At 69.3% G+C, this 24,672-nt stretch carries 22 protein-coding genes and 1 pseudogene; 10 read left to right on the top strand and 13 right to left on the bottom strand.

Going from position 1 to position 24,672, the window contains the following annotated elements:
* Window positions 1–176: 176 nt before the first annotated feature.
* Window positions 177–3,299: an FG-GAP repeat domain-containing protein gene (locus tag ACFXI4_RS20065; protein WP_384992555.1), complete on the bottom strand. Its 3,123-nt coding sequence runs from the start codon at window positions 3,297–3,299 to the stop codon at window positions 177–179.
* A 1,039-nt stretch (window positions 3,300–4,338) separates the two neighbouring features.
* Window positions 4,339–5,445: a Gfo/Idh/MocA family protein gene (locus ACFXI4_RS20070; protein ID WP_384992557.1), complete on the bottom strand. Its 1,107-nt coding sequence runs from the start codon at window positions 5,443–5,445 to the stop codon at window positions 4,339–4,341.
* Window positions 5,446–5,721: 276 nt separating this feature from the next.
* On the opposite strand from ACFXI4_RS20070, the gene ACFXI4_RS20075 reads away from it, so the two are divergent.
* Window positions 5,722–6,039, top strand: coding sequence for a helix-turn-helix domain-containing protein (locus tag ACFXI4_RS20075; protein ID WP_362722163.1), 318 nt, complete (start codon window positions 5,722–5,724; stop codon window positions 6,037–6,039).
* A gap of 291 nt (window positions 6,040–6,330) precedes the next feature.
* Here the strand turns inward: ACFXI4_RS20075 and ACFXI4_RS20080 are convergent, their stop codons facing one another.
* Both ACFXI4_RS20080 and ACFXI4_RS20085 read right to left on the bottom strand, forming a co-directional pair.
* Window positions 6,331–7,233 carry an SDR family NAD(P)-dependent oxidoreductase gene (locus tag ACFXI4_RS20080; protein ID WP_384992559.1) on the bottom strand — a complete coding sequence of 301 codons (903 nt, stop codon included), beginning with the start codon at window positions 7,231–7,233 and terminating at the stop codon, window positions 6,331–6,333.
* A gap of 74 nt (window positions 7,234–7,307) precedes the next feature.
* Window positions 7,308–7,871 (bottom strand): TetR/AcrR family transcriptional regulator, encoded by a 564-nt coding sequence (locus tag ACFXI4_RS20085; RefSeq protein WP_384992562.1) that lies wholly within the window; start codon window positions 7,869–7,871, stop codon window positions 7,308–7,310.
* A 626-nt stretch (window positions 7,872–8,497) separates the two neighbouring features.
* On the opposite strand from ACFXI4_RS20085, the gene ACFXI4_RS20090 reads away from it, so the two are divergent.
* Window positions 8,498–9,241 carry a dienelactone hydrolase family protein gene (locus ACFXI4_RS20090; protein WP_384992564.1) on the top strand — a complete coding sequence of 248 codons (744 nt, stop codon included), beginning with the start codon at window positions 8,498–8,500 and terminating at the stop codon, window positions 9,239–9,241.
* Window positions 9,242–9,851: 610 nt separating this feature from the next.
* On the opposite strand, the gene ACFXI4_RS20095 is transcribed toward ACFXI4_RS20090, so the two are convergent.
* Window positions 9,852–10,400, bottom strand: coding sequence for a GNAT family N-acetyltransferase (locus ACFXI4_RS20095; RefSeq protein WP_384992566.1), 549 nt, complete (start codon window positions 10,398–10,400; stop codon window positions 9,852–9,854).
* 590 nt (window positions 10,401–10,990) lie between these two features.
* On the opposite strand from ACFXI4_RS20095, the gene ACFXI4_RS20100 reads away from it, so the two are divergent.
* From ACFXI4_RS20100 to ACFXI4_RS20110, 3 genes are all read left to right on the top strand, one after another.
* Window positions 10,991–11,320: a WhiB family transcriptional regulator gene (locus ACFXI4_RS20100; protein WP_384992568.1), complete on the top strand. Its 330-nt coding sequence runs from the start codon at window positions 10,991–10,993 to the stop codon at window positions 11,318–11,320.
* A 134-nt stretch (window positions 11,321–11,454) separates the two neighbouring features.
* On the top strand, window positions 11,455–13,560 hold the full coding sequence (locus ACFXI4_RS20105) for a HEAT repeat domain-containing protein (protein WP_384992571.1): 2,106 nt from the start codon (window positions 11,455–11,457) through the stop codon (window positions 13,558–13,560).
* A gap of 453 nt (window positions 13,561–14,013) precedes the next feature.
* Window positions 14,014–14,352: a cyclic-phosphate processing receiver domain-containing protein gene (locus ACFXI4_RS20110; protein WP_384992574.1), complete on the top strand. Its 339-nt coding sequence runs from the start codon at window positions 14,014–14,016 to the stop codon at window positions 14,350–14,352.
* Between the two features lie 5 nt (window positions 14,353–14,357).
* On the opposite strand, the gene ACFXI4_RS20115 is transcribed toward ACFXI4_RS20110, so the two are convergent.
* A complete protein-coding gene (locus ACFXI4_RS20115; protein WP_384992576.1) occupies window positions 14,358–14,804 on the bottom strand; it encodes a DUF4262 domain-containing protein in 447 nt (148 codons plus the stop codon).
* A 133-nt stretch (window positions 14,805–14,937) separates the two neighbouring features.
* On the opposite strand from ACFXI4_RS20115, the gene ACFXI4_RS20120 reads away from it, so the two are divergent.
* Window positions 14,938–15,354, top strand: a complete 417-nt coding sequence (locus ACFXI4_RS20120; protein WP_384992579.1) for a hypothetical protein — start codon at window positions 14,938–14,940, stop codon at window positions 15,352–15,354.
* 95 nt (window positions 15,355–15,449) lie between these two features.
* On the opposite strand, the gene ACFXI4_RS20125 is transcribed toward ACFXI4_RS20120, so the two are convergent.
* Window positions 15,450–16,619 carry an alpha/beta hydrolase family protein gene (locus ACFXI4_RS20125; protein WP_384992582.1) on the bottom strand — a complete coding sequence of 390 codons (1,170 nt, stop codon included), beginning with the start codon at window positions 16,617–16,619 and terminating at the stop codon, window positions 15,450–15,452.
* A 94-nt stretch (window positions 16,620–16,713) separates the two neighbouring features.
* On the opposite strand from ACFXI4_RS20125, the gene ACFXI4_RS20130 reads away from it, so the two are divergent.
* The gene (locus ACFXI4_RS20130; protein ID WP_384992585.1) at window positions 16,714–17,334 is read left to right on the top strand and encodes a TetR/AcrR family transcriptional regulator; all 621 of its coding nucleotides are present in this window, start codon (window positions 16,714–16,716) and stop codon (window positions 17,332–17,334) included.
* Between the two features lie 203 nt (window positions 17,335–17,537).
* On the opposite strand, the pseudogene ACFXI4_RS20135 reads toward ACFXI4_RS20130, so the two are convergent.
* Together ACFXI4_RS20135 and ACFXI4_RS20140 are read right to left on the bottom strand one after the other, a co-directional pair.
* Window positions 17,538–18,088, bottom strand: a pseudogene (locus ACFXI4_RS20135) (transposase); the annotation flags it as partial.
* Window positions 18,089–18,245: 157 nt separating this feature from the next.
* Entirely contained in the window at window positions 18,246–19,115 is an 870-nt protein-coding gene (locus ACFXI4_RS20140) for an NAD-dependent epimerase/dehydratase family protein (RefSeq protein WP_384992588.1), read from the bottom strand.
* 86 nt (window positions 19,116–19,201) lie between these two features.
* Between ACFXI4_RS20140 and ACFXI4_RS20145 the strand changes: the two genes are divergently transcribed.
* Window positions 19,202–19,777: a TetR/AcrR family transcriptional regulator gene (locus ACFXI4_RS20145; protein WP_384992590.1), complete on the top strand. Its 576-nt coding sequence runs from the start codon at window positions 19,202–19,204 to the stop codon at window positions 19,775–19,777.
* 190 nt (window positions 19,778–19,967) lie between these two features.
* Window positions 19,968–20,495, top strand: a complete 528-nt coding sequence (locus ACFXI4_RS20150; RefSeq protein ID WP_384992592.1) for a DinB family protein — start codon at window positions 19,968–19,970, stop codon at window positions 20,493–20,495.
* 319 nt (window positions 20,496–20,814) lie between these two features.
* Here the strand turns inward: ACFXI4_RS20150 and ACFXI4_RS20155 are convergent, their stop codons facing one another.
* The 4 genes from ACFXI4_RS20155 to ACFXI4_RS20170 form a co-directional block, all read right to left on the bottom strand.
* Window positions 20,815–20,976 (bottom strand): hypothetical protein, encoded by a 162-nt coding sequence (locus ACFXI4_RS20155; protein ID WP_384992595.1) that lies wholly within the window; start codon window positions 20,974–20,976, stop codon window positions 20,815–20,817.
* A gap of 993 nt (window positions 20,977–21,969) precedes the next feature.
* Window positions 21,970–22,986 carry an iron-containing redox enzyme family protein gene (locus ACFXI4_RS20160; RefSeq protein ID WP_384992598.1) on the bottom strand — a complete coding sequence of 339 codons (1,017 nt, stop codon included), beginning with the start codon at window positions 22,984–22,986 and terminating at the stop codon, window positions 21,970–21,972.
* Entirely contained in the window at window positions 22,983–23,195 is a 213-nt protein-coding gene (locus ACFXI4_RS20165; RefSeq protein WP_384992600.1) for a CDGSH iron-sulfur domain-containing protein, read from the bottom strand. Before ACFXI4_RS20165 ends, ACFXI4_RS20160 begins: the two co-directional genes overlap by 4 nt.
* On the bottom strand, window positions 23,176–23,865 hold the full coding sequence (locus tag ACFXI4_RS20170; RefSeq protein ID WP_384992603.1) for a HemK2/MTQ2 family protein methyltransferase: 690 nt from the start codon (window positions 23,863–23,865) through the stop codon (window positions 23,176–23,178). The genes ACFXI4_RS20165 and ACFXI4_RS20170 overlap by 20 nt, the downstream gene beginning before the upstream one ends.
* A 564-nt stretch (window positions 23,866–24,429) precedes the next feature.
* Here ACFXI4_RS20170 and ACFXI4_RS20175 point away from each other — a divergent pair.
* Entirely contained in the window at window positions 24,430–24,627 is a 198-nt protein-coding gene (locus ACFXI4_RS20175; protein WP_384992606.1) for a flavin reductase family protein, read from the top strand.
* Window positions 24,628–24,672 lie beyond the last annotated feature (45 nt).

Genomic DNA, 24,672 nt, shown 5'->3' on the forward strand with positions numbered 1-24,672 from the left:
GGCTCCCCCCCTATCCCTTTACCACAGGCTGTCCGGACCCCGCTTAAACCCAACCCGCGCGGCGTTGACGCTCCGATCGATATGCGCCGGCTCCTGACTGATTGGTCGTCGGTTCTGGCGAACATCGTGGCCACCCCCGCGCTCGAGCACCTCTCCGGCCGGACCGGACTCACTCCCTACGAAAGGGCCTTGTAGCCAGTCCAGCCGCTCGCGATCTGCACCCGCGGACCGAACGAACCCCTTCCGTCCCCGTTGTTGCGCCACACTTTGCCGCCGGTGTCACGGGAGACCAGATCCGGCCTGCCGTCGTCCGTGATGTCGCCGACCCCGACGACCGCGTTGTACGAGCCGCCCCAGTTCGACAGCACCTTGACGCGGGCCGCGAACGTGCCGTCGCCCTTGCCGTTGTAGCGGTAGACGTTGTTGGACGTGTCCTGGGCCAGGAGGTCGGCCTTGCCGTCGCCGGTGAGGTCTCCGGCGCCGACGATCTTCTTGTAGCCCTTCCAGTTGTCGTAGAGCCTGACGCGGGCGGCGAGCTTGCCTGCGCTCGTCCCCTTGTAGAGGTAGACCGTTCCGGTGGACGAGTTCCTCGTGATCAGGTCCGGGCGTCCGTCACCGCTCACGTCGCCGGGCGAGGTGAGCACGTTGTACTGCGTCCAGCCGCTGGTCCCGAGGGTCGTGTACGACGTCGACGGCTTGACCGCCGCCCCGCAGCCCGGCCTGTAGAGCCGCAGCGCGCCGTTGCTGTAGCGGACCAGGACGTCGTTGCAGCGGTCGCCGCTGAGGTCGCCGAACGGGATCGCCATGATGGTCGTGGGCCAGCCGGTGCCCGTGTACTTGTCGCCCAGCCTGCCCGTCCCCGTGCCGCTGTGGAGGGTCAGCCCGCCCGAGGAGTTCAGGGTGAGCAGGTCGCCGCGGCCGTCCGGGCCGTCGGGGCTGACGAAGTCGCGGCGTACCGCGGCTCCGCGCTGCAGGAAGCCTTCGCCGCTGCTCACCGTGTTCGGTGTGGTGGTGCCGAGGCCGGTCGCCTTCAGGGTCCAGGTGAAGTGGCCGTTGGGGAAGTAGCCCCCGCTCGCCGTCTTCCCGTTCCAGGTCGCCGTCACCCGGTCCGGGGTTGCGCCGCCGGTGAGGGTGCGGGTGGCCTTGCCGTTCGCGCCGCTCTGGACCGAGGTGAAGGCAAGCGACCAGGAGGTGACCGGGCGGGACAGCACCCAGGTGCCCTGGAGGGATGCCCCCGGGCCCACGTAGTCGCCGACCGACGTCTCGAAGGCCGTCACGGCGGAGGGAGCGACACCTGTGGTCGTGACGTGGGTGCGTTCGTAGTCGTCGAACCAGGCGACCAGGCCGGTGTACTCGTCGACGGTCCAGCGGTAACGGCGGTCCACGGTCAGGTTCATGTCGGCCAGGCCGGAGGCGATCGTGCGAGTGGTGCCGGTGGCCGCCTCGGTGAGGACCAGCGTGCCCGCGCCATGGTCGTGGCGGACGGTGAAGCCGTCGCCGAGCAGCACGTCACCGGGGGTGACCGCCTTCGACGTACCGGCCTTGGTGTCGTACACGCCCGCCGAGTCCGTCCCGCAGGCCCAGTACACCCAGCGTCCCGCCGCCTGGAGTTCGCTCGGGACGCAGGCCAGGCCCGGGACGGCCACCGTGCTGAGCGTCTTCTCCTGCGGGATGCCGTACGAGGTCAGCTTGCCTGCGGTGGAGGCGCTCCACAGGGTGGAGCCGTTCAGGGCGGCGGCGCGCAGGGACCGCTGCAGCTTCTGACCGTGGCCGAACTCGCCGACGTACTGCGCCGGGGAGGTGCCGCCGGAGTCGAAGACGGCGTAGTGGTCGGAGACGTCGACGATGCGGCCGCCCCGGCCACCGAAGTCCAGGTCGTTGCCGCCGATCTCCACCAGCCGGTCGTCGCCGAGGCCCTCGCCCTCGTCGTTGCCGCCGTTGGCGTCGAGGTAGACGTCCCGGGCGTCGAGGTTCCCCCACAGCGCCGAGCACGTGGTGCCCTGGTACGGGCAGAGGGCGGCGTATATCGAGCCGCTCGCCGTGGCTCCGGACGCCGTCAGCGTGGCGGAACCGTCGGTGGTGAGGGTGCGCACGGACGTGGTGTCCGCGGTGGCCTTCGGGTCGTCCTCCGCGACGCGAAGACGGCCGCGACTGAGCGCGATGCCCGTCTTGGCGTTCTCCACCGCGGGAACCTGCTGGATCTTCGTCAGCTTCAGCGTGCCGTCCTCGGCCTGGCTCACCCGCCGCACCCACCAGTCGGTGGCGTCGGTGCCGCCGGTGACCAGCGCGCTGCCGTCACCCGCCGCCAGCGTGTACTCGCCGGCGCTCTCCAGCAGGGTCTGCTGCCGCGAGGGATCGTCGATGTCGACCGCGAGCAGCCGGGAGCCGAGTGAACCGGAGGACAGCGGCAGCAGCAGCTGGTCGCCGACCAGCACCGGGGCGCCGTCGAGCGGGCTCAGGCCGGTGGGCAGTGTGACGATCTGTTCGGCGGCGGCGAGGTCGGTGCGGGACTTCAGGTGCAGCTTGCCGGCGGCTTCGTCGTACCAGCCGATGCGGTCCTCACTCATCACGTAGTGCGAGGCGAAGGTGGCGTCGTCGAATGCGAAGGTGTTCACCGACGAGGCGATGTCGATGTAGCCGATCCTGCTGGTGCTGACGGACCAGAGCACACCGTCGGAGTCCGCCGCGCGGACGTCGTCGCTCCCCATGATCGCCACGTCGCCGGTGACCGCGCGGGTGCGCCACTCGCCGTCGACCTTGTCGATCAGGGCCTGGGAGGTGACGATCGTGTCGCCTGCGAGGGCGCGGTAGTAGCCCGGCCCGTACTGGCCGGAGCTGTTCCAGGTCACCTTCTTGGAGGTGGCCGTCGCCGGATCCCACAGGGTGGCGTACGCGTCGTTGGCCGTGGTCGGCAGAGCGACCAGGTCGCTGTCCGTGCCGTACCAGGCGTGACGGCACTCGGAGCCGATGGACGTGCAGCCGGTGCCCGGGGTGTAGACGCCGCCGGCGTTCTCGACGGTGACGGTCCTGCCGGTCGCGTAGTCGGTCCACAGCAGTCCGGCCCTGCCGGTCTGCCGGTGCAGGAAGCCGGTGTCACCCACGGCGTAGGGACGGTCGGTGCGCGGTGTGTTGGAGCTGGGGTCGACCAGCGTGATCGCGGTGGTGCCGGACCCGGACCCGGCCGCTTCCGCGGAGTCACCCCCCTCCGACAGGAAGACGACGGACGCGGCCACTACGGCGAGCGCGAGCGAGGAGACGGCGGCGGCAAGCCCGCCCCGTCTCAGGGCGTGTCTGCCCACGTGAAGTTCCCTCCCCTACGAGGGTCCGTACCCTCGTACAAGTGGCGGGATCTTACCAAGGTTTGGCAAAGGCAAGGCTGCTCTCGCAGGTGAGAGGGACGAGCCGGCCACCCGTACGGGCAGGCGGCGGCTTGGTCACGCTTGTGCGGAAAGCGGTGCCATGCCTATCGAGGGAATCGAGCTGCGAGCCGACGGAGCCGGACTCATTCCGCACACCACCACCGAACGGTCCTTGGGGAGACCACGCTTCAGCTGGAACTGCTCGTGGCCTTCCTCGAGGTGTGCGTGGTACCCGACCCGAAGTGAGGGAGATGGCCGACGGCGTGGACACGGGCATGGCGTCAGCGGGAGTCGGAGGAGGGAAGAGGATCCCCACCTGTCGTTCCCCGTACGACGTGGAGAAGCGGAGCGCGCCAGTTGACCGACACGAGCCGTAACCACCTTGCACGGGAATGCCTCGCCCCCTGCCCGTGTTGTGACGGACGTGGTTGTGGAGGGGACAGTGTCCCCGGGCCTCACCCATTGCCCATGAGGAAGATCGTTCGGCTGAAGCCTCATGGAGCCTTTCGCCGCGTAGGCGACCGCCCTTCACAGTCACGCGCACATCCGCTGCCCGTCCCAGAATCCAGGGGCGGGCAGCGTCGTGTCCGAACCCGCCGGCTACCAGCGCATGCCGAGCGCATCCGGTGCTGTACGATCCGGGCTGCCTCAGTAGTCGGCAGAGCCTGGCGCGGAAGGTTTACGCGTGATCGCGTAGAGCGGTGCGATCGCGCACACGACGGTGCCCGCGGCCCGCTTCCCGCCGCGCCTCGGACAGTGTGGTGACCAGCTCCGAACCCCGGCTTGCCGGGGCACCGCCGCCTCCTCGACGGAGAAGGCGAGATGACGTCGAGAGAATTCGGTGCACAGCCGGCGCGCCAGCACGGCCCGACTGGCCATGATCGACGCAGTCGGCTCATGCCACTGGCCACGGGCGATGCCTGATCCGCCGTCACGTACGGCTCGTGAGGGGTGAGCTGCTCGGTGGTCTGGTCACACGTCAGGCGGCGGCTTTGCGGGCGGACCGGGTCCGGGAGGCGTCTTCGATGGCGTTGAGGAGCCGGTGCCGGTCCAGGGCGTGGTCGAAGCCCGGGACGGTGTGGGTGCCGTCACGGAGGTCGGCGGCGAGTGCGGCGTAGACCTGGGCCACGTTGTGTGCCGGTCCCGTAAGCCCACGGGGCACTGCGGTGAAGTAGCGGTCGGGGATCTCGATGGGCGCGACTTCGCTGTCGCTTCCCTGGCCGCCCTGTAGGCGCAGGTCGGCGACCTGGAGGTTGCCGTTGATGCCGGGGGCGCTGAGAACCAGGTCGCCCTCGGTGCCGTTGATCTCCCAGCGGAGGTTGTCGCCGCGGGAGTAGGCACCTCGGTAGAAGACCGAGGCGGCGGCGCCACCGCGCAGGGTGCCGGCAACGGACACCTGGTCGGCTGCGGTGACCGGGACGGTGATCCCCTCATCGGCGATCCGGACCTCTGTGCGGCCCCTGACGAGGTTGGCGGAGACCTCGTCGAAGTCGCCGAGTACGAAGTTCAGCGCGTCCAGAGCGTGCATGGCCGGGACCGCGAGAGTCGTCGCACCGCTGGCCTTGTCGAAGATGTAGGCATGGGATCGGTCGGTCTCGCCGACCCAGGCGACCCCCGAACCGACGAGGGTGGTGCCGAGTACCTTTCCGAGATAACCCTCCGCGACCAGGTCGCGGGCGTGGCGCACCGCAGGGGCGAAGCGCCCTTGGAGACCGATCACCGTACGGACCTGTGCGGCGCGGGCGCGCTCCGCCAGTACGGCGGCCTGTTCGAGGCCGATACCGAGCGGCCACTCGCTGTAGACGGCCTTGCCTGCCTCCAGCACGTCGGAGATCAGCGTGTGGTGGTGGGCGACCTTCACCGCCACGACCACCAGGTCCACGTCCGGGTGAGCGATCAGGTCGCGGTGGTTGTCGAAGCCCGCCGGAACGCCGAACTTGCGGGCTGCCGCCTCGGCGGACTCGCGCCGGGTCGTGCTGATCGCACGCAGTTCGTAGTCGGGCAGCGCGCTGAGGGCCGGTATATGGCTCAGTGCCGCCCAGCCGTCGAGGCCGGCCCCGATGATACCGACACCGATTGTTCCCATGGGATGATCTCCTCTTGCACCGTGGTACTCCGCCTCGGAACTCCGTCGCGGCGGGGTGGCTCATACAGTGGTGGGACGGGTGTGATGTGCTCCCCGCACTGCCGACTGCTCACGATCGAGCCTCGGCCCGGGAGCGGATCCGGACAAGAGAGCACTTCAAAGTGCCCAGGTATCGCGGAGGGAACCGTGGCCCGCGCAACTACAGAAGAATTCCGCACCGAAGCGGGATCCGTATCCTCAGGCTGCCGGGAGGAATCGCGTCCACTGATCCGCAGCGTGCTGGAGCGCATCGGCGACAAGTGGAGCGTGGTCGTCGTCTGCCAGCTCGGTGAGGAGACATACCGTTTCAACGAGCTGCGGCGACTGGCCAAACCGGTCACGCAACGGATGCTCAGCGTAACGTTGCGCGGTCTGGAGCGGGACGGGCTGGTCAGCCGTACCGTGCACCACACCGTTCCACCACAGGTCGACTACGCGTTGACCGAACGAGGCCGCTCGCTGCTGCGGGTCGTCCGCGACCTTGCCGAGTGGGCCGACACCCATGCGGAGGAGATCAGCGAGTCCCGCGCCGAGTACGAGGCCCGGGAGGGATGACCTCCCAGGCGCCCGTCAAGGGTCGGCGCGAGGGCCTCGCGCACCAGCCCCGGGCTTTCACGAGGGGTGCCGTCCTGCAGGTGATCGAGAAGGCGGAAAGTGCCCCCGAGCTGCAACGGTAGGACTTGCTGAGGGTCCTGTACGTGGTAGCGGAAGAGGCACTTCCCAGGTGAAGAGTGCTTCTTTCCTGCGAGGACCCGGCCCCTGGAGACGTCTCACCGTTGGTGGCCGGGGCACTCCACGCGGCGTTTTTGATCGTCCACCCGACACCGTGCCGCGTACAGAGCTTCCTCAGACGTGCACCGTCTCCAGTAGTGCACGGGTCTCGGCGACTACCCGCGCGTTGAACGCCGGGTCGTGCACCTGTGCGGAACCCCGCATGGGCTGTCCCTTCTCGTCGTAGTAGACGCCGGTGGTGTCCGATTCGTCGCTGAGTATCCGGGTGATCATGCGAGCAGCGGTGCCCGGGTTGGTCCAGTACTTGATGAGCGGGGCAAGTGGCGAGAGCACGTACTTCGACAGCAGACGCAGGAACAGGCCGGCATCACGGCCGAGATCCGTGCCGGGAGCGAAGCCGGGCTCGATGGCGTTGAAGCGCAGTCGGGGTGTTTCGCGGGCGAAGGCGAGTACCGTCGCCAGGTTGCACTGCTTGGACGTGGCGTAGGCGTCTGCGCCGGGCAGTTTCGAGCCGCCGGGCTTCCACTCGCCACGGGTGCTCGCCTCGGCGGAGATGTACCGGGCGCCGCGGAAACCGGCCATGGTGGCGGCCTTGCGCTCCGGATCCTCCACGGCCGAGACGATGAACACCACCTGTGTGCCGTCTTCGAGGTGGGGTACGAGCGTCTCGGTGAACACGAAAGGCCCGATGTGGTTGGTCGCGTAGGCGATGTCCCAGCCGAGGGCGTTCGTGCCGGGACGGTTGGGGAAGATCCCGGCGTTGTTGAGCACGCCGGTGATCGGAAGGCCGAGCTCGGTGATCTGAGCGACGGCGCGTCGCACGCTCGTCAGGTCGGAAAGGTCGCAGAGGACGGACACGGCCTTTCCGCCTCTGCCTTCGATGCTGCTGCGCACGTCCTCGAGCTTGGCGGCGTTGCGCCCGACCAGGACGACGGTGCCGTGCTTGGCCAGCTCGAGGGCGGTGCGGTGGCCGAACCCTGAGGTAGGGCCGGTGATGACGTAGACCTTGTCGGGCATGATGGTCCTTAGATGTCTGACCAGACAGTCATTAATGGATGTGTGTGAGTGCGAGGAAGCGGGCCCGGGGCGGGTCAGCCGATCATGCGCCAGAGTGCGTCGAAGCCGGACTGCTTGTGCTCGTCGGCGCGGTCCGGGTCGCCGATGATGTAGTCGATGGTGGCCTCGGCCAGGGCGCTGGACAGCGCGAACACCAAAGCCGCTGGGGCCTCGCGCATCGGGCCGTTCGCCCTGCTGCGCTCCAGGATCTCTCCGATGCCTGTCATGGTCCGGTTGGCCAACCCGTGGGTGGACGCCGTGATCTCGTCGGAGACCTGGAGCTGGGCCAGAGTGCGGCGCTTCAGGGGATTGGCCGTTGCCCAGTCCATCCATCGTGACCACATGTGCAGCATCTGGGTGCGCGCATCGGCTGTGGGCAGGCCGCCGAGTGCGGCTGCCCCCATCTCGCCCTTCAGCTCCAGGTAGAGCTGGTTCAGTAGATCCGCTTTGGTGTCGAAGTAGGTGAACAGCGACCCGTTCGAGACGCCGGCCTCCTTCGCGATCGCCGCCGTCGCTGCCCCCAGCCCCTGAGTAGCGATGATCCGCGTGGCGGCGGCCATGATCGCCGCGCGCTTGTCGTCGCTCCTCGGTCTGGGCATGAGGACAGTCTGTAGGAGAGTGGTTAGTCAGTCAAGCGGAGCGGGTCACCCTCCCTCGACGTGCGCCGCGTCAGATGCCAACGCAGCCACCTGCTTGAACTTCGGTCGACCCGGGGGCGGTTGGTCTTGGTCACGGCCGAGACCAGGGACCGTCCGCCTGCCGCCGTCGGACCTTCGAGCAAAGGGCACTGGGATCTGGTTTCCTCGTCGACGCGCTCGCCGCGTCCAGCCCGAAGGCTCTTGCGGCGATCCGGGGCACACGTTCCGAAGCGCGTCAGAGGGTCTGGGAGTTGGCCGGGGAAGGCAGTCCAGCCGCCGACGGTCAGGTGATCACGGACATCGCTTGTGACCAGGCCCACCGCCCGCCGAAGCTCTCGCAGACGCGGACAGCGGGAACCTGGCGTGGCTCAAATCGACTGATCGTCTCGGCACCGGCGGTCAGCAGTCCCGCCAAGGGGCGGCACCGGAAAACTCCAGGAGCCCGCCGGGAAGGTCAGTAGCCGCTGGCCGGCAGCACCGGCACGGATTCGTGAGCCATCGCCGTGTTCCAGAAGTGCGCCCGGGCTGTTCTGCCAGCGGCAGAACGCCTGCCTGACCGGACTTGACGGTCGCTACAGTCCACTTTCATGGTGACGATTTCCACGCGTACGGTCGAGTACCCGGCCGACGGCCTCACGATGATCGGGCACCTCGCGCTCCCGGCCGGCGTCGACCGCCGGCCCGCGGTCCTGCTCGGACCGGAGGGCATGGGGCTCAGCGATGTCGAGCGCCGCCGCGCCGATGCGCTCGCCGAGCTGGGATATGTAGCGCTGGCCTTTGACCTTCACGGCGGGCGCTATGTGGACGAGCCCGAGGAGATGCTTTCCCGTTGCCTGCCGCTGCTCGCTGATCCCGACCGGATGCGGGGCATCGGCCATGCGGCGCTCGACGTGCTGTGCGCCGAACCGCGGGCCGACCCCGACAGGATCGCCGCCGTCGGCTACGGCACCGGGGGCGCAATCGTGCTGGAACTCGGGCGCGACGGCGTCGGTCTGCGCGCCATCGGGACAGTCAACGCAGTGACCACGGGCCGACCGGGTGAGGCGGCGCGCATTCGCTGCCCGGTGTGGGCCGGGGTCGGGTCGGAAGACCCCATCATGCCGCTCGCGCAACGCGGCGCGTTCACCGCCGAGATGCAGGCCGCGGGCGTCGACTGGCGCCTTGTGGTCTACGGCGGAGCCCTGCACGCCTTCCACCACCCACCGGTCGACCACACCGTGCTGCCCGGCGTCGGCCACCACCCACGGCACGCACAGCGGGCCTGGCGCGACATTGTCGACCTGCTCGCCGAGTGCCTGCCTGTGACGGAGCGACCGGTCCCACGCATTTAGAGGTCACGGATCCCTCGAACCGCCTTCGTGTCGCACCAGCACCACCACGGCTCCAGCGGCAATCCGCAATCCGGTTCCGTGCTCAGTCGAACCGGACCACGAGGCGGGCGTGCTCCCGGGACGTGCGGCTCGGCCACCGTCCTCGTCACGTCCCGGACGGCGCCCAAAGGGTTCCTGTTCCGGCAACGGTGCTTCGGCCGAGTGCTCCGGACCGATCGGGTTCGTCCCGGTCGGCGGCTGCGAACTCGGCCCAGCTGATCCACGTTGTTCCGTGCGCGTCCTGTGGTCCGCCCCATGCGTTGAGTGTCTCCCGCAGTCCCTCGGAAGCGTCCTCCGGCAGGCCGCGGTCCTCGGACGCAACCGGAACGCAAAGGAGTCGCGGACGCCGAAGAGGCAGGCAAGGCGTCATAGGCGTTGCCGACGTTGAGGAGGAAGAGGCCAAGGGCGGCGTAGCATACCGCGTCCTCGTCGTCCTCCTCGAAGGTCCGGGCCGAGGGACTGCACTCGGTCACTCCGCCGACCTCGGTGGACATGCCCGCAGTCTGCCGAGCACGGGCGGGGCCTGTCCGGCCGACTTTCGCCCACTCCGCCGGTCGGGGGCGTCACGGCGTCAGGCCTGGCCCGCCCATTCCTCGCGGAGCATCCCGAAGAGCAACCGGTCGTAGCGCTTTCCCCGCACCAGCACGGCCAGCCGGCGGCGGCCTTCCTCGCGGAAGCCCAGCCGGGAGAAGGCACGCACGGCGCGTTCGTTGCCGCTCCAGGTGTCCAATTCCAGCCGGTTCAGGCCGTACGCGCCGAACAAGTGGCCCACCAGCAGCCGCAACGCGTCACTGCCATGGCCGCGACCCCAGTGTTCCCGCTCGCCGATGGTGACTCCGAGCGTGGCCGTTCCGGCGTAGGGGTCGAGGTCCCGGTAGTCGGCCATGCCTATCGTCCTCCCCTCCGCCAGGTCCTCGACCGTGAACACGGCCGACTCCCTCGGGTCGAGTCGCAGCATGGTGTCGAAGGCGAGCCGGACCGCGTCAGCCGTGACCGGGCCGAACATCGGGTCACCGCCCGCGGCCCAGCGCACCACCTCCGGGTCATTGCGCCACCGGACATGGTGTTCAGCGTCTTCGGGGCGCAGCGCGCGCAGTCTTACGAGTTTTCCTTCGAACATCGACGAACTCTATTCGATCGGAGGGCGCGCTCAGGATGGCGGGCTGGGCGGACACCACCACTCATCGGGTGATTCAAGCGAATCGGTGAAAGGGTCCACGGGCTGAGTGTGGTCCTGCCGTGGGTGTGACGGTGTTGGAACTCGGCGCAGGCTTCGCGCGCCTGCGCCGGCGGGCAGAGGTTCGCGATCGCGGAGGCCGCGACCCTGCCGTGTACGGCGATCTCACGGCGCGTGGGGGCCGGTGCCGTGGTCAGCCAGGCTGCCGTGACTGCCGGTGACCGGGAGGGTCCGTCAGGCCTTGCTGTCGTGGCGGGCGGTGCCGCTCCGGTGCGGTCGCGGTCTTCCGTGGAATCGTGCTGCCGACGATCGTCGTGACCGCGCCTGCTCAGGACTTTCCGCCGGAGCTGTGCGGCATGAATGTGCCGACGGCAGATTTCAGACCACTTCCGGCTGCCGTCAAGTACCCGTTCCCTCGTAGGGGTTGCTGTCGCACCGGAATGTGTCATGTGCCGCGTGCCTGCCGTAGCGTTCTCGCACTGTGTCTGCCTGGGGGAGTCCGGCGGGCCGTACCAGGAGAGGACGGCGTCGGGGTGGTCGGCGATGCTCAGGAGTGGGTTGGACGGGCGGTCTGCCGAAGTGCTGATCCGGAGGAACTGTTCGTCGAGGGAGCGGCCCAGAACCAGGCGAAAGCCGTCTGCACGGGCTGTCCTGTGCGCACCGAGTGCCTCGCGCACGCCCTCGATCAACGCATCGAGCACGGCATCTGGGGTGGGATGACCGAGCGGGAACGGCGGGCGCTTCTGCGCCGCCGGCCGACGGTGACGTCGTGGCGGCTGCTGCTGGAGTCGGCGCGCGCCGAGTACGTCCGGCAGGACGCGCAGTATCAAGAGCCGGAGGCGAGGCCTTTCCAGGCGGGCTGAACCCTGCTCCGGTCCACCAGCGGCACATCCTGCCGACGCGGCCGGCCCCGCTCTCCCTGCCGTGTGACCGTGACTGACTTCAAGTGATCACGCTCCGGGCCGTGTTGTCAGTGCCGTCTGGAATGGTGCTGATCATGTTTGAGGGACTTGATGAGATCAACTGGGCTTCCATGTACCACGCGTACGGTTCGGCCGAGGAGGTGCCGGGGCTCTTGCGGGGGCTGCGTTCCCCGGACGCCGGGGAACGTGGCAGAGCCCTTGACCGGTTCTACAGTGCGGTTCACCACCAGGGCGACGTGTACCCGTCCACGGCCGCCTGCCTGCCCTTCCTGTTCGAGCTGACCGAGGACGGTGCCACGCCCGGGCGGGCGGGTGTGGTCGAGTTGCTGGTCAGTATCGGCCGGGAGTCCCTCGACCGGGGCCTCGTGGACGGCGGCACGGACGTCGAGTACGACCTGCCGACGGGCCATGGTCAGGCCGACGACTTCCTGCGCCGGCGGGGAGCGCGGTTCGTCGAACTCGCCCGTGACACCGACCCGGACGTGCGCCTGGCCGCGCTTCCCGCACTGGGGCTCTTCCTGGACGACGCCGACCAGGCGGCCGCCGTGCTGTGTGAACGGCTGGCAGCCGAGCCAGGGATCGCGGCGCGGCTGCGGATCGTCAAGGCGGCGGCCACCCTGGCCCTGCGCCTGCCGGTGGCCGCGCACCAAGTGAAGGTCTGGCTCGCCGAGATCGCCGCCGAGCCCGCCTGGGGCCCGGTGACTCGGCTCGGGGCCGTGATCGAGCGGGCCCGCTGCGCCCCGGATGAGATCGGCGAGGACGTCGTACCCGCCGTGCTCGGCCTGCTGCGCGAGAGTGCCGGCGCCATACCCGTGCGACGGATCGCACCGACACCCAGCCGGACAGCTCCACCCACCGACGGCGTCGCGCCCCAGATCGTCGCCGCCTTTGAGGATCTCGACCGGCACACACGCGTGTACGCACCGACCACCGCCCTGCTGCGCACGTTCCACGACGTTCTGGGAGCCCGGGTGCCGGAGCGCACCGCCGTGCTGATGGAGCAGTTGCGCAGCCCCGACCCCGGCTCTCGCCTGGACGCGGTCCGTATGAGCCAGGAGCTGATGCGTGCCTGGCGCGGGGATCACACGCGTCTCCTCATGCTCGTCGCCGACCAGCTCGGCAAGGCGGACCAGGAGGTCGCCGCCGAGGCTGCGGCAGCCCTGGCGTCCTGTCACCCGATCGCCGCACCGGCGCGGGAAGCACTCGCCGCCTGCATCGGCGTCCAGCGCACGACGCACGGCGCCAACGTGTGGGCGGCACCGCAGGCGCCGCTGCGCAGAAGCCATCAGGAGGCCGTCCGGGCGCTGGCGCGCCTCGGTGACGTCCGGGCGATGCCGAGTCTGCTGGCCGCGCTGGACAGCGGCGTCGACGCCTGGCGCGCGATCCAGGTCGCGGGACATCTGCCGCAGGCAGCTGAGGAGTTGGTTCCCCGGCTCTGCGACCACCTGCGTCGGCTCGACCTGTCCGACCAGCCGAACGAGATGAGCGTCAACGCGATCCTCGCCGCGCTGGCCGCGCTCGGCGACCCTTCCGCGATTCCGGTGATCGCGGACACGCTCACCGTCGCCGCAGCACGCCCCGGGCAGCGACAGGTCACACGATCCGCACTGAAAGCGCTGAGCGTGTTCGGTCCGGCGGCAGCCGGAGCCCGGAGCACGATCCAGGCGCTGACCCGCGACTCCGGGGCGCACGTACGCCCTGCCGCCGTCGAAGCACTGTGGTCCGTCGGCGGTGACCTGTCCGGCGTCATGCCGCTCCTGCTCGGTCTCCTCGACGACTCCGTCACCTTCCACATCAGCGACGCGGCCGATGTACTCGCCGAGATAGGCCCGCCCGCCACCGACGCCCTGCCGCGTCTGCGCAACCTCCTCACGCACGACTACGAATGGGTCCGGGTGCACTGCGCGGCCGCGCTCTGGGAGATCGGCGGTGCGGCCGAGGCGCCCGCGGTCCTCGACACCCTGCTGCAGGCCATGGCGAAGAACCCGGCAACGGCCAACCACGTGGTGGCCTGCCTGGACCGCATGGGCCCGCACGCGGCACCGGCCCTGCCCCTGCTCCGCGAGCAACTGGCGGAGCCCCGGCGCGGCGGCCGATTCCAGAACATCGACCACGACGAAGAACTCCAGCGCGTCAGCCGCACTCTCCTCGCACGGTTTGACCGCCCGCGACGGCCCTGAACCACTCCTCGCCACCTCATGACCCGGCCGTCACGCCAGACAGACCACCTGGTGATCCGCCTCGGACTCGTGAACGAAGCCGGACGGGCTTCACGGTCGAGTACTCCGGCCTCGGCGGTTGCCAACACGCGCTTCCCCGGCCGCCTGGGCGTCGGCGTGGCAGGCCCGGTCGGACAGATGCATCGTGATCCGTGCCGACAGGGACCGCCGCTACGACTGCATCTCCGCGCCTTCGCCGGTCAGTTGGCCGGCGCTGGGAGCGAGGTGAGGCAGGTGCTGTCCTGAGCTGCGAAGCGCCTACGTCGGTGGACACGGGATCTGCCATCCGTCGGCCACTGTTGTTCCCCGGGGCTCCCCGATGGACCTGGCACGCGTGTGGCATGAGCCGTGGCCACGAGCACGCGAGTTGCCGAGGAGGGGGCACAGCGGCGGCCGTGCCGTGATGATGGTCGAATGAAAGAAGAGTCGCCCGTACCATTGCCGGTCATCCTGGGCATAGACGACCTCAGGCCGCTGCCGTGGACCACGCGGATCGCACGCAGCAGCGGCGAAGGTGTCAAGCTCCTGCAAGAGCACCGCGACACCTTCATCGACGAACTCTGGCTCGACCATGACCTCGGCGGCGACGACAGCATCTTGCCCGTGGTGACCCTCCTGGAAGAAGCAGCTTTCAACGGGCGGCCCTTCCGTATCGGCACGGTCTTCGTGCACAGCGCCAACCCCAGTGGCGCCGAGACCGTCGTCCGGTCGCTCACACGCTGGAACTACCAGGTCCGGCGGACAACAGCCTAGGAGCCTCAGGCCGTTCCCCATGGGCCCGCGGTCACTGACCCGGGGATCCACAGCAACGGTTGGTTGTCTCGACAGGAGTCAGCTGCATCGTCTTCGCACGGAAATCGGCCTTCTCGGTCGGGCCAGGAGAGCGGTGCCACGGGCGGTGGTGAAACCTGGTCGTAGATGTCGTTGCGGCGCTGGTCGGGCAAGAGCGGAGGCCCGTGGCGCACGGCGTCGCCCGCATCATTGACCAGGTGGGTCATGACGTCGACGGCCATTCCGAAGATGCACACCTCCGGGCTGCGCAGGGTGTGCCACATGCCGACGGAGTAGGCCCATCGCGATGGACTCCTATCACGTGCCAGCCGTGGTCTCTTGTGCCGGAGGCCACGGTCTGGTCGCCGCCGGTTCCACGGGGCTTCGTTCGACGACTGCGTGCACAGGATGCACGGACACCGGGATGTATCCATCCGGGGATGCCAACGCCGCGAACGATCAAGCCGGTCACGTGGGCGTTTGTGGACGTCAGATCGTGGACTGGCAACTGCTCACGCCTGAGGTGGGGTTCGGCCCGGGTCAGACCTGCCGGCGGAGTTTGGAGCGGTGGCAGCAGGCCGGAAGGGCTTCGACCGGCTGCACCGTGTTCTGCTCGCCGAGCTGAATACGGCCGGTGAACTCGACTGGTTCAGGGCGTGTGCGGACGACTCCCACATCCGCGCAAAAGGGGGGGCGAGCCGCCACAGGCCGATCACCGGTCGACCGGCGGAAGCCGGGCAGCAAGCACAGCCACCCCGCCGCCCCGATTCGATGCCCGGTGACAGCAGCTACGACTCCAACTCCCCTCACAAGGAGCTGTGCGATGGCCGGTTCCTGCCCGTCATCTCCCGTAGGGGCGCCCCGAACATCAAGGGCCTGGGCAGACTCCGCTACGTAGCCGAGCACGTCTTCGCCCCGCTCGGCCAGTTCATACACCTCGCCGTGCGCTGGGAAGGTCCTGTCGCGGGACTGGACGTCTCGTGATGCGGTGCACGACGACGTCTCGGAGGGTCCAAGTGCTGGATCACGGCCGGCGGTCCGGGGCAGGGCCTGGAGAATGCACCGGCGGCCGTGTGTCGTCAGCGCGCGAGCAAGGTGTCGAGCCAGTCGAAGGTGCGCTGGTGGAAGAGGGAAATGGCGCCTTCGTGGCAGTGTTCGCCTGCGCCCTCGCCCTCGTGGAAGAGGATCAGTTCCCTCTGGCACGTCATCTCGTCGACCATGCGCTGTGGCTGGCCTTTGAAGAACTGGTCGTTCTCGGCGTCGAGGACCAGGGTCGGGCAGGTGATCCGGTCGGCGATGCCAGCCATGGTGTAACCCTCGGTGGCCTTGACCATCTCCTCGAAACCCGAGACGCCCAGGGTCCACTGCCCGTTGCGCACCACCCAGCGCACCTGGGTGTCCCGCGCCATCATCTCCTCGATGCCGCCGCTCGTTGCAGCGGCGCGGTCGGCCAGCCCCGCGACGACTTCGTGGAAGTCGTAGACACCGTCGTGCAGCACGCACGCGGCGATGCGGTGTTCGAATGCGGCCGCTCTGGCGGCCAGGTACCCCCCGAGGCTTGTGCCGATCAGGACGAGCCTATCGGCGTCCAGTTCGGGCACGGTGAGTGCGAAGTCGACGGCCGGGGTGACCACTGCTTCCCAGTCGGGCCGGAAGTGCAGGCCCTGCTCGCGCACGTTGCTGCCCTGTCCGGGACCGTCGAAGGTCAGGACGTTGTAGCCGCGGCGCAGTGCGCCCGCGGCCAGGGCAAGGTAGTTCTCCTCCAGGGTGGAGTCGTACCCGCCGTGGTAGACCACCGCCGGACGCGGGGTCCCCGAGTCATCGACGAGGAACAGGTAGCCCGGCAGCGTGGTGTCCTCGTACGGGATGCGCACGGCGCGGGCCGGGGTGTCCAGCAGGGCGGACGCGTCGGCGAACGCCTGCTGCGAGGCCTTGGCCAGCCGCGCGGACTCGGCGTCGGCGGCAGGGTTCTCGCGGCGGTAGAAGTCGGCACACCGGTAGTAGTTGGATGCGCGCAGCAGCGCCTCGCGCGCGCTGATCCTGTGGCCTGCGGCCAGCGCGTCCCTGCCGATGCGCTCGACGCGCGACGCGGTCGCGGCCCACCTGGCCGACCACGCATCCTCATCGCCCTCGGGGACCTCCCGGCAGGTGACAAGGACCTCACCCAGGTCGGCGCCGCCGTAGGCGGCATAGCCCGCAGCCCGCAGGGCCTCGAAGGAGAAGGACTCGTCGTCATAGAGAAACTTCATCGTTGGCTCCTTTCGATCAGTGCAACGGAACGAGCCTGTTCCGTTCTACTGTAACATTTGGAACGGAACCGTTCCGTTCGATATGCTCAGGGCCATGACAGGGCAGCAGAGGAAGAGCCGGACGGCGACCGGCGGAGCGGTTCTGCGGGAGCGGGTGACCGAGGCGATCACGGAGGCAGCCTTCGCCGAACTCGCGGAGACCGGTTACGCACGGTTGTCGATGGAGGCGGTGGCCCGGCGCGCCGGGGTGGGCAAGGCCGCGCTCTACCGGCGCTGGCCTTCCAAGCCGGCGATGATCAGGGATCTGGTCCGCGGCAAAGTCGCCGACTCACTTCCCTGCATACCGGCCACCGGTGACCTGCACACCGATCTGCGTGAACTCCTCGCCGCCTACCGCAGCCAGCTGGCCAACCCCCTGCTCGCCCTGATCGGGGCCGAACTGCTTGCGGAGTCCCGCCGGGACAACACCCTTGCGCAGATGCTGCACACGGAAGTGGCCGCGCCACGGCGGCTCGCGGCACTCGCGATCCTGCGGGGTGCGATCGACCGGGGCGAACTACCCCCGACGCTGGACGTCGAACTCGCCACCGATCTCCTCATCGCGCCGCTCGCCTTCCGCATGGTGATCCTGGACGGGCACACTGACAACGACTACCTGGAGACACTGACCGCCGCCACAATCGCGGCACTGAAGGCGGCCGTCCGACGGCGCTGATCACCAGGACGGTGGGCGACAGGGCCGCCAGCGGCTCTACGGGCGGAATCGATCGTCACCGGTCTCATGACCGGCCGGATCTTCGATGTCGGTGCACGATGACTTGACCATCGCCCGGCGCAAGTCAAAGACCACCGCAAGTTCTCCCGAAGCGGCGAAGAGCGGGTTCAAGCTCGCCCGCACCTGGCTGGACAAGGCGCAGAAGGTCGCCCAGGCTCAGGACCTGCCCGTGCACGACAGAGAGGCACCACCGTCCCCTGGCCGCCGTGGAGGCTGGTGGCGGAGACGTGGACCGACAGGGGCAGGCCCTGGCGGTCCACGGTGAGGTGGATTTTCAACCCTTTCTTGCCGCGGTTGGTCGGACTCGGTCCTGTCAGCTGCCCCCTCTGAGGGCGCGGACACCGACGGAGCCGATCGCGCAACGCGAACAGTCGAGCTCGCCCCGGGCCCCGAGTTCGTCCAGGACCAGGCGGTGGAGCGTGGCCCACACCCTGGCCTCCGTCCGCTCAGTGAACCGCGGGAAGGCGGTGACCCCCGCCAGCCCGAAGCCCGGCGGGAGCTGGTACCAGACGCAGCCTGAGGCAGTACCGAAGACGATGGCGGCCAGCACCTCGCGGTCCCCTCGCCGACGATGCCCTCCACCCTGCGGACGAGCCGGCGCCGGCGGCACCACGCGCTGGAACGATGTCCCCAGCTCATCCGGCGCCATCCGCTCGACAAGCACAGCAGTCGTCACCCCGGACTGCCGCAACATCACGCCGACTGAAATGGCGTCTGAAAGCCCCGCCGCGGAACCGGCACGGACGGCAGGTCTGCGTTTCGGAAACGTCCAAGCCGTGCCACCAGGACGCGACTTCCCGGCCCTCCGCGTCCTGGTGCGGCTTCCAGAACAGTCCTGGCTTCCCGGCGGCTCAGCGATCGAAGTAGAAACCCGCGTCGAGGTCGGCGAGCAGCGTGGGGTGGGTCGGCACCCAGCCGAGCAGTTCGCGGGTCGCCTCGTTCGGCATCTTGACGTCGATGCCGATGAAGGGGAAAGCCTTGAAGTGCTCGGCCGCCTGCTCCGCCGACATGCTGACCGCCTCGACGCCCAGGTGACGGGCGACGGACTCGGCGATGGTGCGGACCGGGACGCCGGCCTCGGTGGCGCCGGTGACCTGCGAGCCGGCCGGAGCCTTCTCCACCGCGAGCGCCCAGACGCGGGCGACGTCGAGGGTGTGGCCCGCGGACCAGGTGTTGGTGCCGTCACCGACGTAGCCGGCGACGCCGGTCTGGCGGGCGATCCGGAGGTACTGCGGGATGAACCCGTTACGGTCGCGCTTGCTGTGCGTGACGTTCGGGACCGCGACCAGGACGGTGCGCACGCCGCGCTCCCTGTACCCGTGGATGGCGAGCGCGACCTTGGCGCGGGGATTCCCGTGGTTCACGAGGCCCTCGACGCGTCCCATGCCGATGCCGAGGAAGGCCTTGCCGGTGTCGACGAGTTCGCCGCAGACCGCGTGGACGACCTCCTCGTCCTGCGCGGCGACCTCGGCGAAGCGGCCGGACGCGATGCCCTCGTGCTGGAAACCGAGGTGGACGACCGCGTCGGCGTCGCGGGCGGCCTCGCGCAGGCCGTCGAGGTCGGTCAGGTTCCCGCGGCGGGCCTCGGCGCCCATCCCCCTGACGGTCGCGGCCGCCTCGTCGGAACGGGCGAGGCCGACGACGTCGTGACCCGCACGGATGAGCTCAGGAACAACGGCGGAGCCGATATGGCCGCTGGCGCCAGTGACGAAAACGCGCACGAAGATCTCCCTGAGAAGTGATGTGACTTGGTAACGTCACCGTAGCACGGTGACGTTACCAAGTCACATCACCTAAGATTGTCCCCATGGCTCGATGGGAACCGAACGCACGGGAACGGCTGGTCCGCGCCGCGGTCGAACTGTTCGCGGAGCAGGGATACGAGGCGACGACGGTCAACGAGATCGCCGAGCGGGCAGGAGGGCTGACCAAGACCACGTTTTTCCGGCATTTCACGGACAAGCGCGAGGTGCTGTTCGCCGGCCAGGAGATCCACAGCCGGATCATGGCCGAGGCGATCGCCGAGGCGCCCGGATCGGCCACGCCTCTGGAGATGGTCGGCCTGGCGCTGGACCGACTCGCATCCTCGTTCACGGAGGACCGGCGGGACATCGGGCGTCGGCTTCGGGCGGTCATCGCGAACAGTGCGGAGCTGCAGGAGCGCTCCGCGTCCAAGCGGGCGGCACTCTCCGAGGCGGTGGCCCAGGCGCTTCGCACGCGCGGCGTCTCGGAACTCGTCGCCGGTCTCGCGGCCGAACTGGGCACGCGCGCGTTCTACGGCGCGTTCGACCAGTGGACGTCGGCGGCGGATCCGCGGACGCTCGTCGGGCACGCGCGAGAGGTGTTCGGCGAGTTGAAGACGGCCATGTCCGTGCTCGAATAGCCTGCCTCCTACTTCAGCAGGACGTCGTGATCTGCGGTCAGAGGTCGAGGCAAGCCTTCTTGTGACGTGGCCCTGAGCGGAAGGTGGCTTCAGTGGCCGGCTGCCGCACGGTTCCGCTGGCCTTCGGTCGGGTGCATGTCCCGGATATTGGATAACTCCCCGCGTGCCGAGAGAGATTCGGGGATCCTGGGTGGCCGTGAGCGAAAATTTGAGCGATACAACTCCGGGCAGTGAGGTAAGGGCGCTTCTTCGGGTCCTGGAGGCACAGCGACGCCACGTGCTCGGCATCCTTGACGGGCTCGACGCGAAGGATCTTCGACGGCCCGTGCTGCCTTCCGGATGGCACTGCCTGGGGCTGGTTCAGCACCTGGCACTGGATGTGGAGCGGTTCTGGTTCCGCGCGGTCGTCGCCGGGGAGGAGAAGGTCATTCGCGATCTGACGAGCGGCGACGAAGCCTGGAAGATGGCCCCGGAAGTGCCGGCCATCGAAGTGCTCGACCGATATCGGCGGGAGGCGGAACTGGCCGATGCTGTCATCACCGCCCTCCCCGCCGACGCGGCATTGGCCTGGTGGCCCCACGACGTGTTCGGTGAACCGCACCTGCACACGCTGCGAGAGGTTCTGCTGCATGTCATCACCGAGTCTGCGTGCCATGCTGGCCACCTCGACGCAGCCCGAGAGCTGATCGACGGCCGCCGCTGGCTGGTGTTGACCTGAGAATTGCCCTTCCGGCTCCGCGCTCCTCGCGTCGGGTTCCGTGTTCCATCCGGTCCGTTCGGGAGGGTCTCGTCGGCGGTAGAGGCTGCGGCGGGCTGTTGCCTGGTGTTGTCGGCGCCGGGTGGACCAGCGCGATGGCTGGTTCCTGTCACGGCCGGCGGGTTGAGAACGGTGGCGAGTAGGTGTCGGATCTCCGGGACGGTGAGTCTGATCAGGGGTGACCGCAGGTGAGGCGGGATGGTCGGACGGAGCGCTCAGGTGCTGAGCTGGCGGCGACGGCGGTCAGGAAGCTGCACCCGGACGTTGTACAGGTCTCGGATCAGGAGCTCCGGATGCTCGCTCCCAGCAGGGTGAGCATCCGCAGGAAGGGGCGCGCCGGCATGTGACTCTCGGACGCGAGCTGGTCGAGGGAGATCTCCCAGGTGTGCCGTACCACGCCACGTGCGACGGTGGGATCGGTCGCGTCGGGGATGTCCCGCACCCAGGAGTTCGCGTGTCGGCTCGTCCAGCGCGAGCCGGTAGGCGTCGAACGTCCGGTGGCGGCTGGTGCGTCTGGACAGGTAGCGGTCCGCAGCCTGCAGCGCCAGCCCCCAGACGGAGCGCCAATGCCTGCGCCTGCGTCGGCTGTCCTGCCGCGGGCGCGGCGTCCAGGAGGACCCGGCCGCCGGTCACGGCATCCAGCGGGGGGAGCCGGATCAGTTCGGCCCCGGGCCCCCACGTGTCGCGGCTCGTCACGAGCAGCAGTCCCGCCCCGTCGGGGTGTATCCAGCCGCGGTAGTCGGCGACGTTCTCGGGCTCGGGCCCGAGCCTGTCGGCGGTGTCGGCGTTGTCGAGAACGATCAGCCACCCGCCACGACGGGCCAGCTGAGACCAGACCAGATCCGGCAGGTTGCTGTGGCCGGCCCGCACCCGCTCCGGATCCGCCGGCGCCAGGCCGCAAGCCGGCGCCACCTTGGCCAGCTGCTCACCCAGGGCGGCAGCGTCACGCCGACGGATCCAGAACACCGCCCGCCCCCGCGTGGCAACCCGATCGGCCAGTGCCGCGGCCAGCGTGCTCTTGCCATGCCGCCCACCGCGCAGACGACGGCGAACCGCCCACCCGGCTGAGCTACCAGCCCATCCGGCCGGCCCAGCTGCTCCTCACGGCCCTGGACCAGCTGCACGTCCCACCGCGGTGGTCGCACCGATCCGGACCTGCCCGATGCCGGACCCTCCGGCGACGTTGGCGCTGAGTCGTCCGCCGCTTCACCCTCCAGACGCCTGCTCACCCGAGCGAGCCAGACTCCAACGGCAGCGAGCGCCCCGGACAACGGCCAGACCACCCATGGGTCCTGTGCCCAGCCAGGCGGCTCGGCGCTCGCGAATTCATCACCGGAACCGCCACCACCGCCATGAGCGCCGCCGCGACATCAGCGTCCCCAGAACGTGTGCCGAGTGCGCAGGTCCGCCTGTCCCGCGGATGCCTCGAGGGCGGTCACAACGGGGTGCGCAGTGAGGTACGGCCGTCGCGCCAGGCGGTGAGAAGCTGGCTGCCGAGCCGCTCTTCGGTCCATACGGTTGCGTCGACACCGAAGGCGACGTCCCCGTCGAGATCCGGCTCGGATTCGAGGAGGCCGCCGACGACCTCCCGGCGGACGATCTGCTCGTGGACCGCGTCGGCCTCCACGTGCTCGGCGTAGAAGTGGACGGCGGCAGGGCCCGCACCGATCCGTCGCAGCCCGTGGGCGATGCGTCGTGAGCCGGGCGACGAGGTGGTCTCCACCGCTGCGAAGTGACCGACCAGTGCCCCGCGCAGCGCGCGGTGCAGTCCGAACAGGGACATGAGATTGACGCTGGCCAGCATCTCCGCACCGGCCGTGTCGACGTAACGCCCGTAGCGGGTGTCCAGATCGAGGTCGGCCATCAGGTCGGCGAACAGCCGGGCGTGGACGCGCTCGGCCCGTCCGGCGCCGAACTCGTCGTATTCCACGGCGACCATCGCGGCCTTGGCGCGTTCGGTCAGTCTCGGGATGACCCAGGCGTGAGGATCGGCTTCCTTGAGGTGGTAGAGGGAGCGTTGGGCCGCGTACTCACGGAACTGCCACAACTCCCCCCGGTCCTTGAGGAAATGGGAGGGTCCGTCGACGTCTGCGGGTTCCACGAGGAGGTCCGCAAGGGCTTCCTCCGCCCTTCTGGCAGGGCGGACGTCGGCCCGGAGCGCCGACAGGAAACGGCGCTCCATCCCGGCCCGCAGCCTCAGCAGGCCGGGCTCCCACTCCCACTCGGGGTCGACGCCGGCGAAGCCTCGGTAGTGGAGTTCATAGCAGAGGTAGAGCGCGAGTTGCAGATCATCCCCATAGGGTTCAGCGTGTACCGCTGTCACCCGCGGCGGCAGCGGACTGCCGACGGGACGGATCAGTGACTGTCGTACGGTGCTGGAGAGTTCACCCCTGCTGCGCGGCAGCGCGGGGCCGGTGACTCGGTCGCGAACGGACGGTGCGATGCCGGTCATGCGGTCCGCCTCCTCTCCCGGGCGCGGTGGCTGGTGTCGCACCAGGGGTAGGCCCGGCTGCGCCGGCACACGCAGAGCGCGACGGTGAACCGGTCCGAACACGCTATGCGCCCGTCGTCGAGTACGACCTCGACCGGTCCTTCCACGAGGATCGGACCGTCGCGCGTCAGCGTGACGCGGCGCGGCTGTTCAGCGGATTCGTTCGGCACGGATGATCACCAGCTCTTCGTTCTCCTCGCCGGCGCCGACGAGCCCCCGTTCGCGCAGCCACGACCGGCGTGAGCGGAGCACCGGGCCGAACGGCACGAGCTGCCGGTCGGTCACCCGGGCTTCGAGTCCCGACCGCTCCAGGGCGGCCAGGGTCGGTGCGATGCCGCACAGCGCGGAGTGCACGAGCAGCAGCACACCGCCGGGACCCAGTGACGTGTGCGCGCGGCGGCATATCCGGTCCACCAGGAGGCGTCCGTCGGCACCCGCGTCCCACGCCACCGCGGCGTGGTGGCGGCGCGGGAGGGGCCCGGGCGCCGGGACATAGGGCGGATTGCTCACGACCAGGTCGAACCGGCGGCCGGCGACCGGGCCGAACAGGTCACCGTGAAGGACTTCGACGGGCAGTCGGGCGACCCGGGCGTTGAAACGGGTGGCCAGGACCGCGCGGTAGGTCCTGTCGACAGCGGTGACGTCGGCGCCCCGCCGGGCCGCGGCCAGGGCGAGGGCACCGGCACCGGTCCCCACGTCCAGCACAGCCGCTCCCGCGGACACCTGCTCCCGGTCCAGGGCCCGGGCCAACAACTCGGTGTCATGCTGCGGGGCGTACACCCGCCACGGCGTCGGCGCCGCGCCGTAAACGCTGTCGTTCCAGGTCGTCACGTCGATCACACCTACACCTCGTAGCCCGCGCCCCGAGCGCGTCACCGGAGGCCCGTATAGGGGCAGCTCAGTACGAGGGGCGCCTCACGGGTGAGCCTCACAGGGCACACCCGACCAATGCGTCACTGCCCCGAGTGCCCGACGGAATGCGCCTCACACGGCGTATCGGACATTTCTGCGATCGCGGGGTGCCCCGGTCGAACCCGGCAGGCGCGGAGTGACCCGACATCCGTTCTCGAAGCGGGAGCCACGTACAGTGACCGACCTTGATCCCTTCACCGACCTGCTCGACTGCCCGATGTACGTCGTGTCCGCCTAAGGGCTGTCCCGTAATCCCCGGCGGGCGCACGACGACAGCTACGGCACCTCGCAGCGTTGTCGGGCTCGCCCGAATACGCCCAGTATGAGGACGACCCTCCGCCTTGCGATGCACCGCATCCGACGCCGCGCGCAGATCCACCAGGGATTACGGGACAGCCCTTAGGCCGCGGGAGAAGAGCAGGCTGCCTGGTCGGATTCGCCTCGCAGTGCCCGATCAGAGCCGGCCGGCCCGGCTCTGCGGCAGTCAGACCGGTGAACGCACCGACAACGCTGATCCTCGACGACGCTCCCGCCTGGTTCGTCGACCGCGTGGAAAACCAGATCGACGGCGGCGACCACGTCGGTTACCTGCTTGCTCCGGAGGCGGCGGACACCCCCACGGGCACCAGACCCCTGTTGCTCACACTGAACGACACCCACGACATCACCCCATCCCATCCGGCGGTCTGAGAGGGGCGAGCGTCTAGTGGGCGGCACGAATGCGATCGGCCGGCG

Origin of the sequence: Streptomyces sp. NPDC059224 (genome assembly GCF_042754285.1) — a bacterium.
GTDB lineage: Bacteria > Actinomycetota > Actinomycetes > Streptomycetales > Streptomycetaceae > Streptomyces.

Excerpts from the sequence above, each read along its gene's own strand:
- ACFXI4_RS20070 (WP_384992557.1), bottom strand. The coding sequence starts at position 5,445 with ATGGGAACAATCGGTGTCGGTATCATCGGGGCCGGCCTCGACGGCTGG.
- ACFXI4_RS20125 (WP_384992582.1), bottom strand. The coding sequence starts at position 16,619 with ATGAAGTTTCTCTATGACGACGAGTCCTTCTCCTTCGAGGCCCTGCGG.
- ACFXI4_RS20145 (WP_384992590.1), top strand. The coding sequence starts at position 19,202 with ATGGCTCGATGGGAACCGAACGCACGGGAACGGCTGGTCCGCGCCGCG.
- ACFXI4_RS20085 (WP_384992562.1), bottom strand. The coding sequence starts at position 7,871 with ATGCCCAGACCGAGGAGCGACGACAAGCGCGCGGCGATCATGGCCGCC.
- ACFXI4_RS20160 (WP_384992598.1), bottom strand. The coding sequence starts at position 22,986 with ATGACCGGCATCGCACCGTCCGTTCGCGACCGAGTCACCGGCCCCGCG.
- ACFXI4_RS20080 (WP_384992559.1), bottom strand. The coding sequence starts at position 7,233 with ATGCCCGACAAGGTCTACGTCATCACCGGCCCTACCTCAGGGTTCGGC.
- ACFXI4_RS20130 (WP_384992585.1), top strand. The coding sequence starts at position 16,714 with ATGACAGGGCAGCAGAGGAAGAGCCGGACGGCGACCGGCGGAGCGGTT.
- ACFXI4_RS20105 (WP_384992571.1), top strand. The coding sequence starts at position 11,455 with ATGTTTGAGGGACTTGATGAGATCAACTGGGCTTCCATGTACCACGCG.
- ACFXI4_RS20115 (WP_384992576.1), bottom strand. The coding sequence starts at position 14,804 with ATGGATACATCCCGGTGTCCGTGCATCCTGTGCACGCAGTCGTCGAAC.
- ACFXI4_RS20110 (WP_384992574.1), top strand. The coding sequence starts at position 14,014 with ATGAAAGAAGAGTCGCCCGTACCATTGCCGGTCATCCTGGGCATAGAC.
- ACFXI4_RS20095 (WP_384992566.1), bottom strand. The coding sequence starts at position 10,400 with ATGTTCGAAGGAAAACTCGTAAGACTGCGCGCGCTGCGCCCCGAAGAC.
- ACFXI4_RS20090 (WP_384992564.1), top strand. The coding sequence starts at position 8,498 with ATGGTGACGATTTCCACGCGTACGGTCGAGTACCCGGCCGACGGCCTC.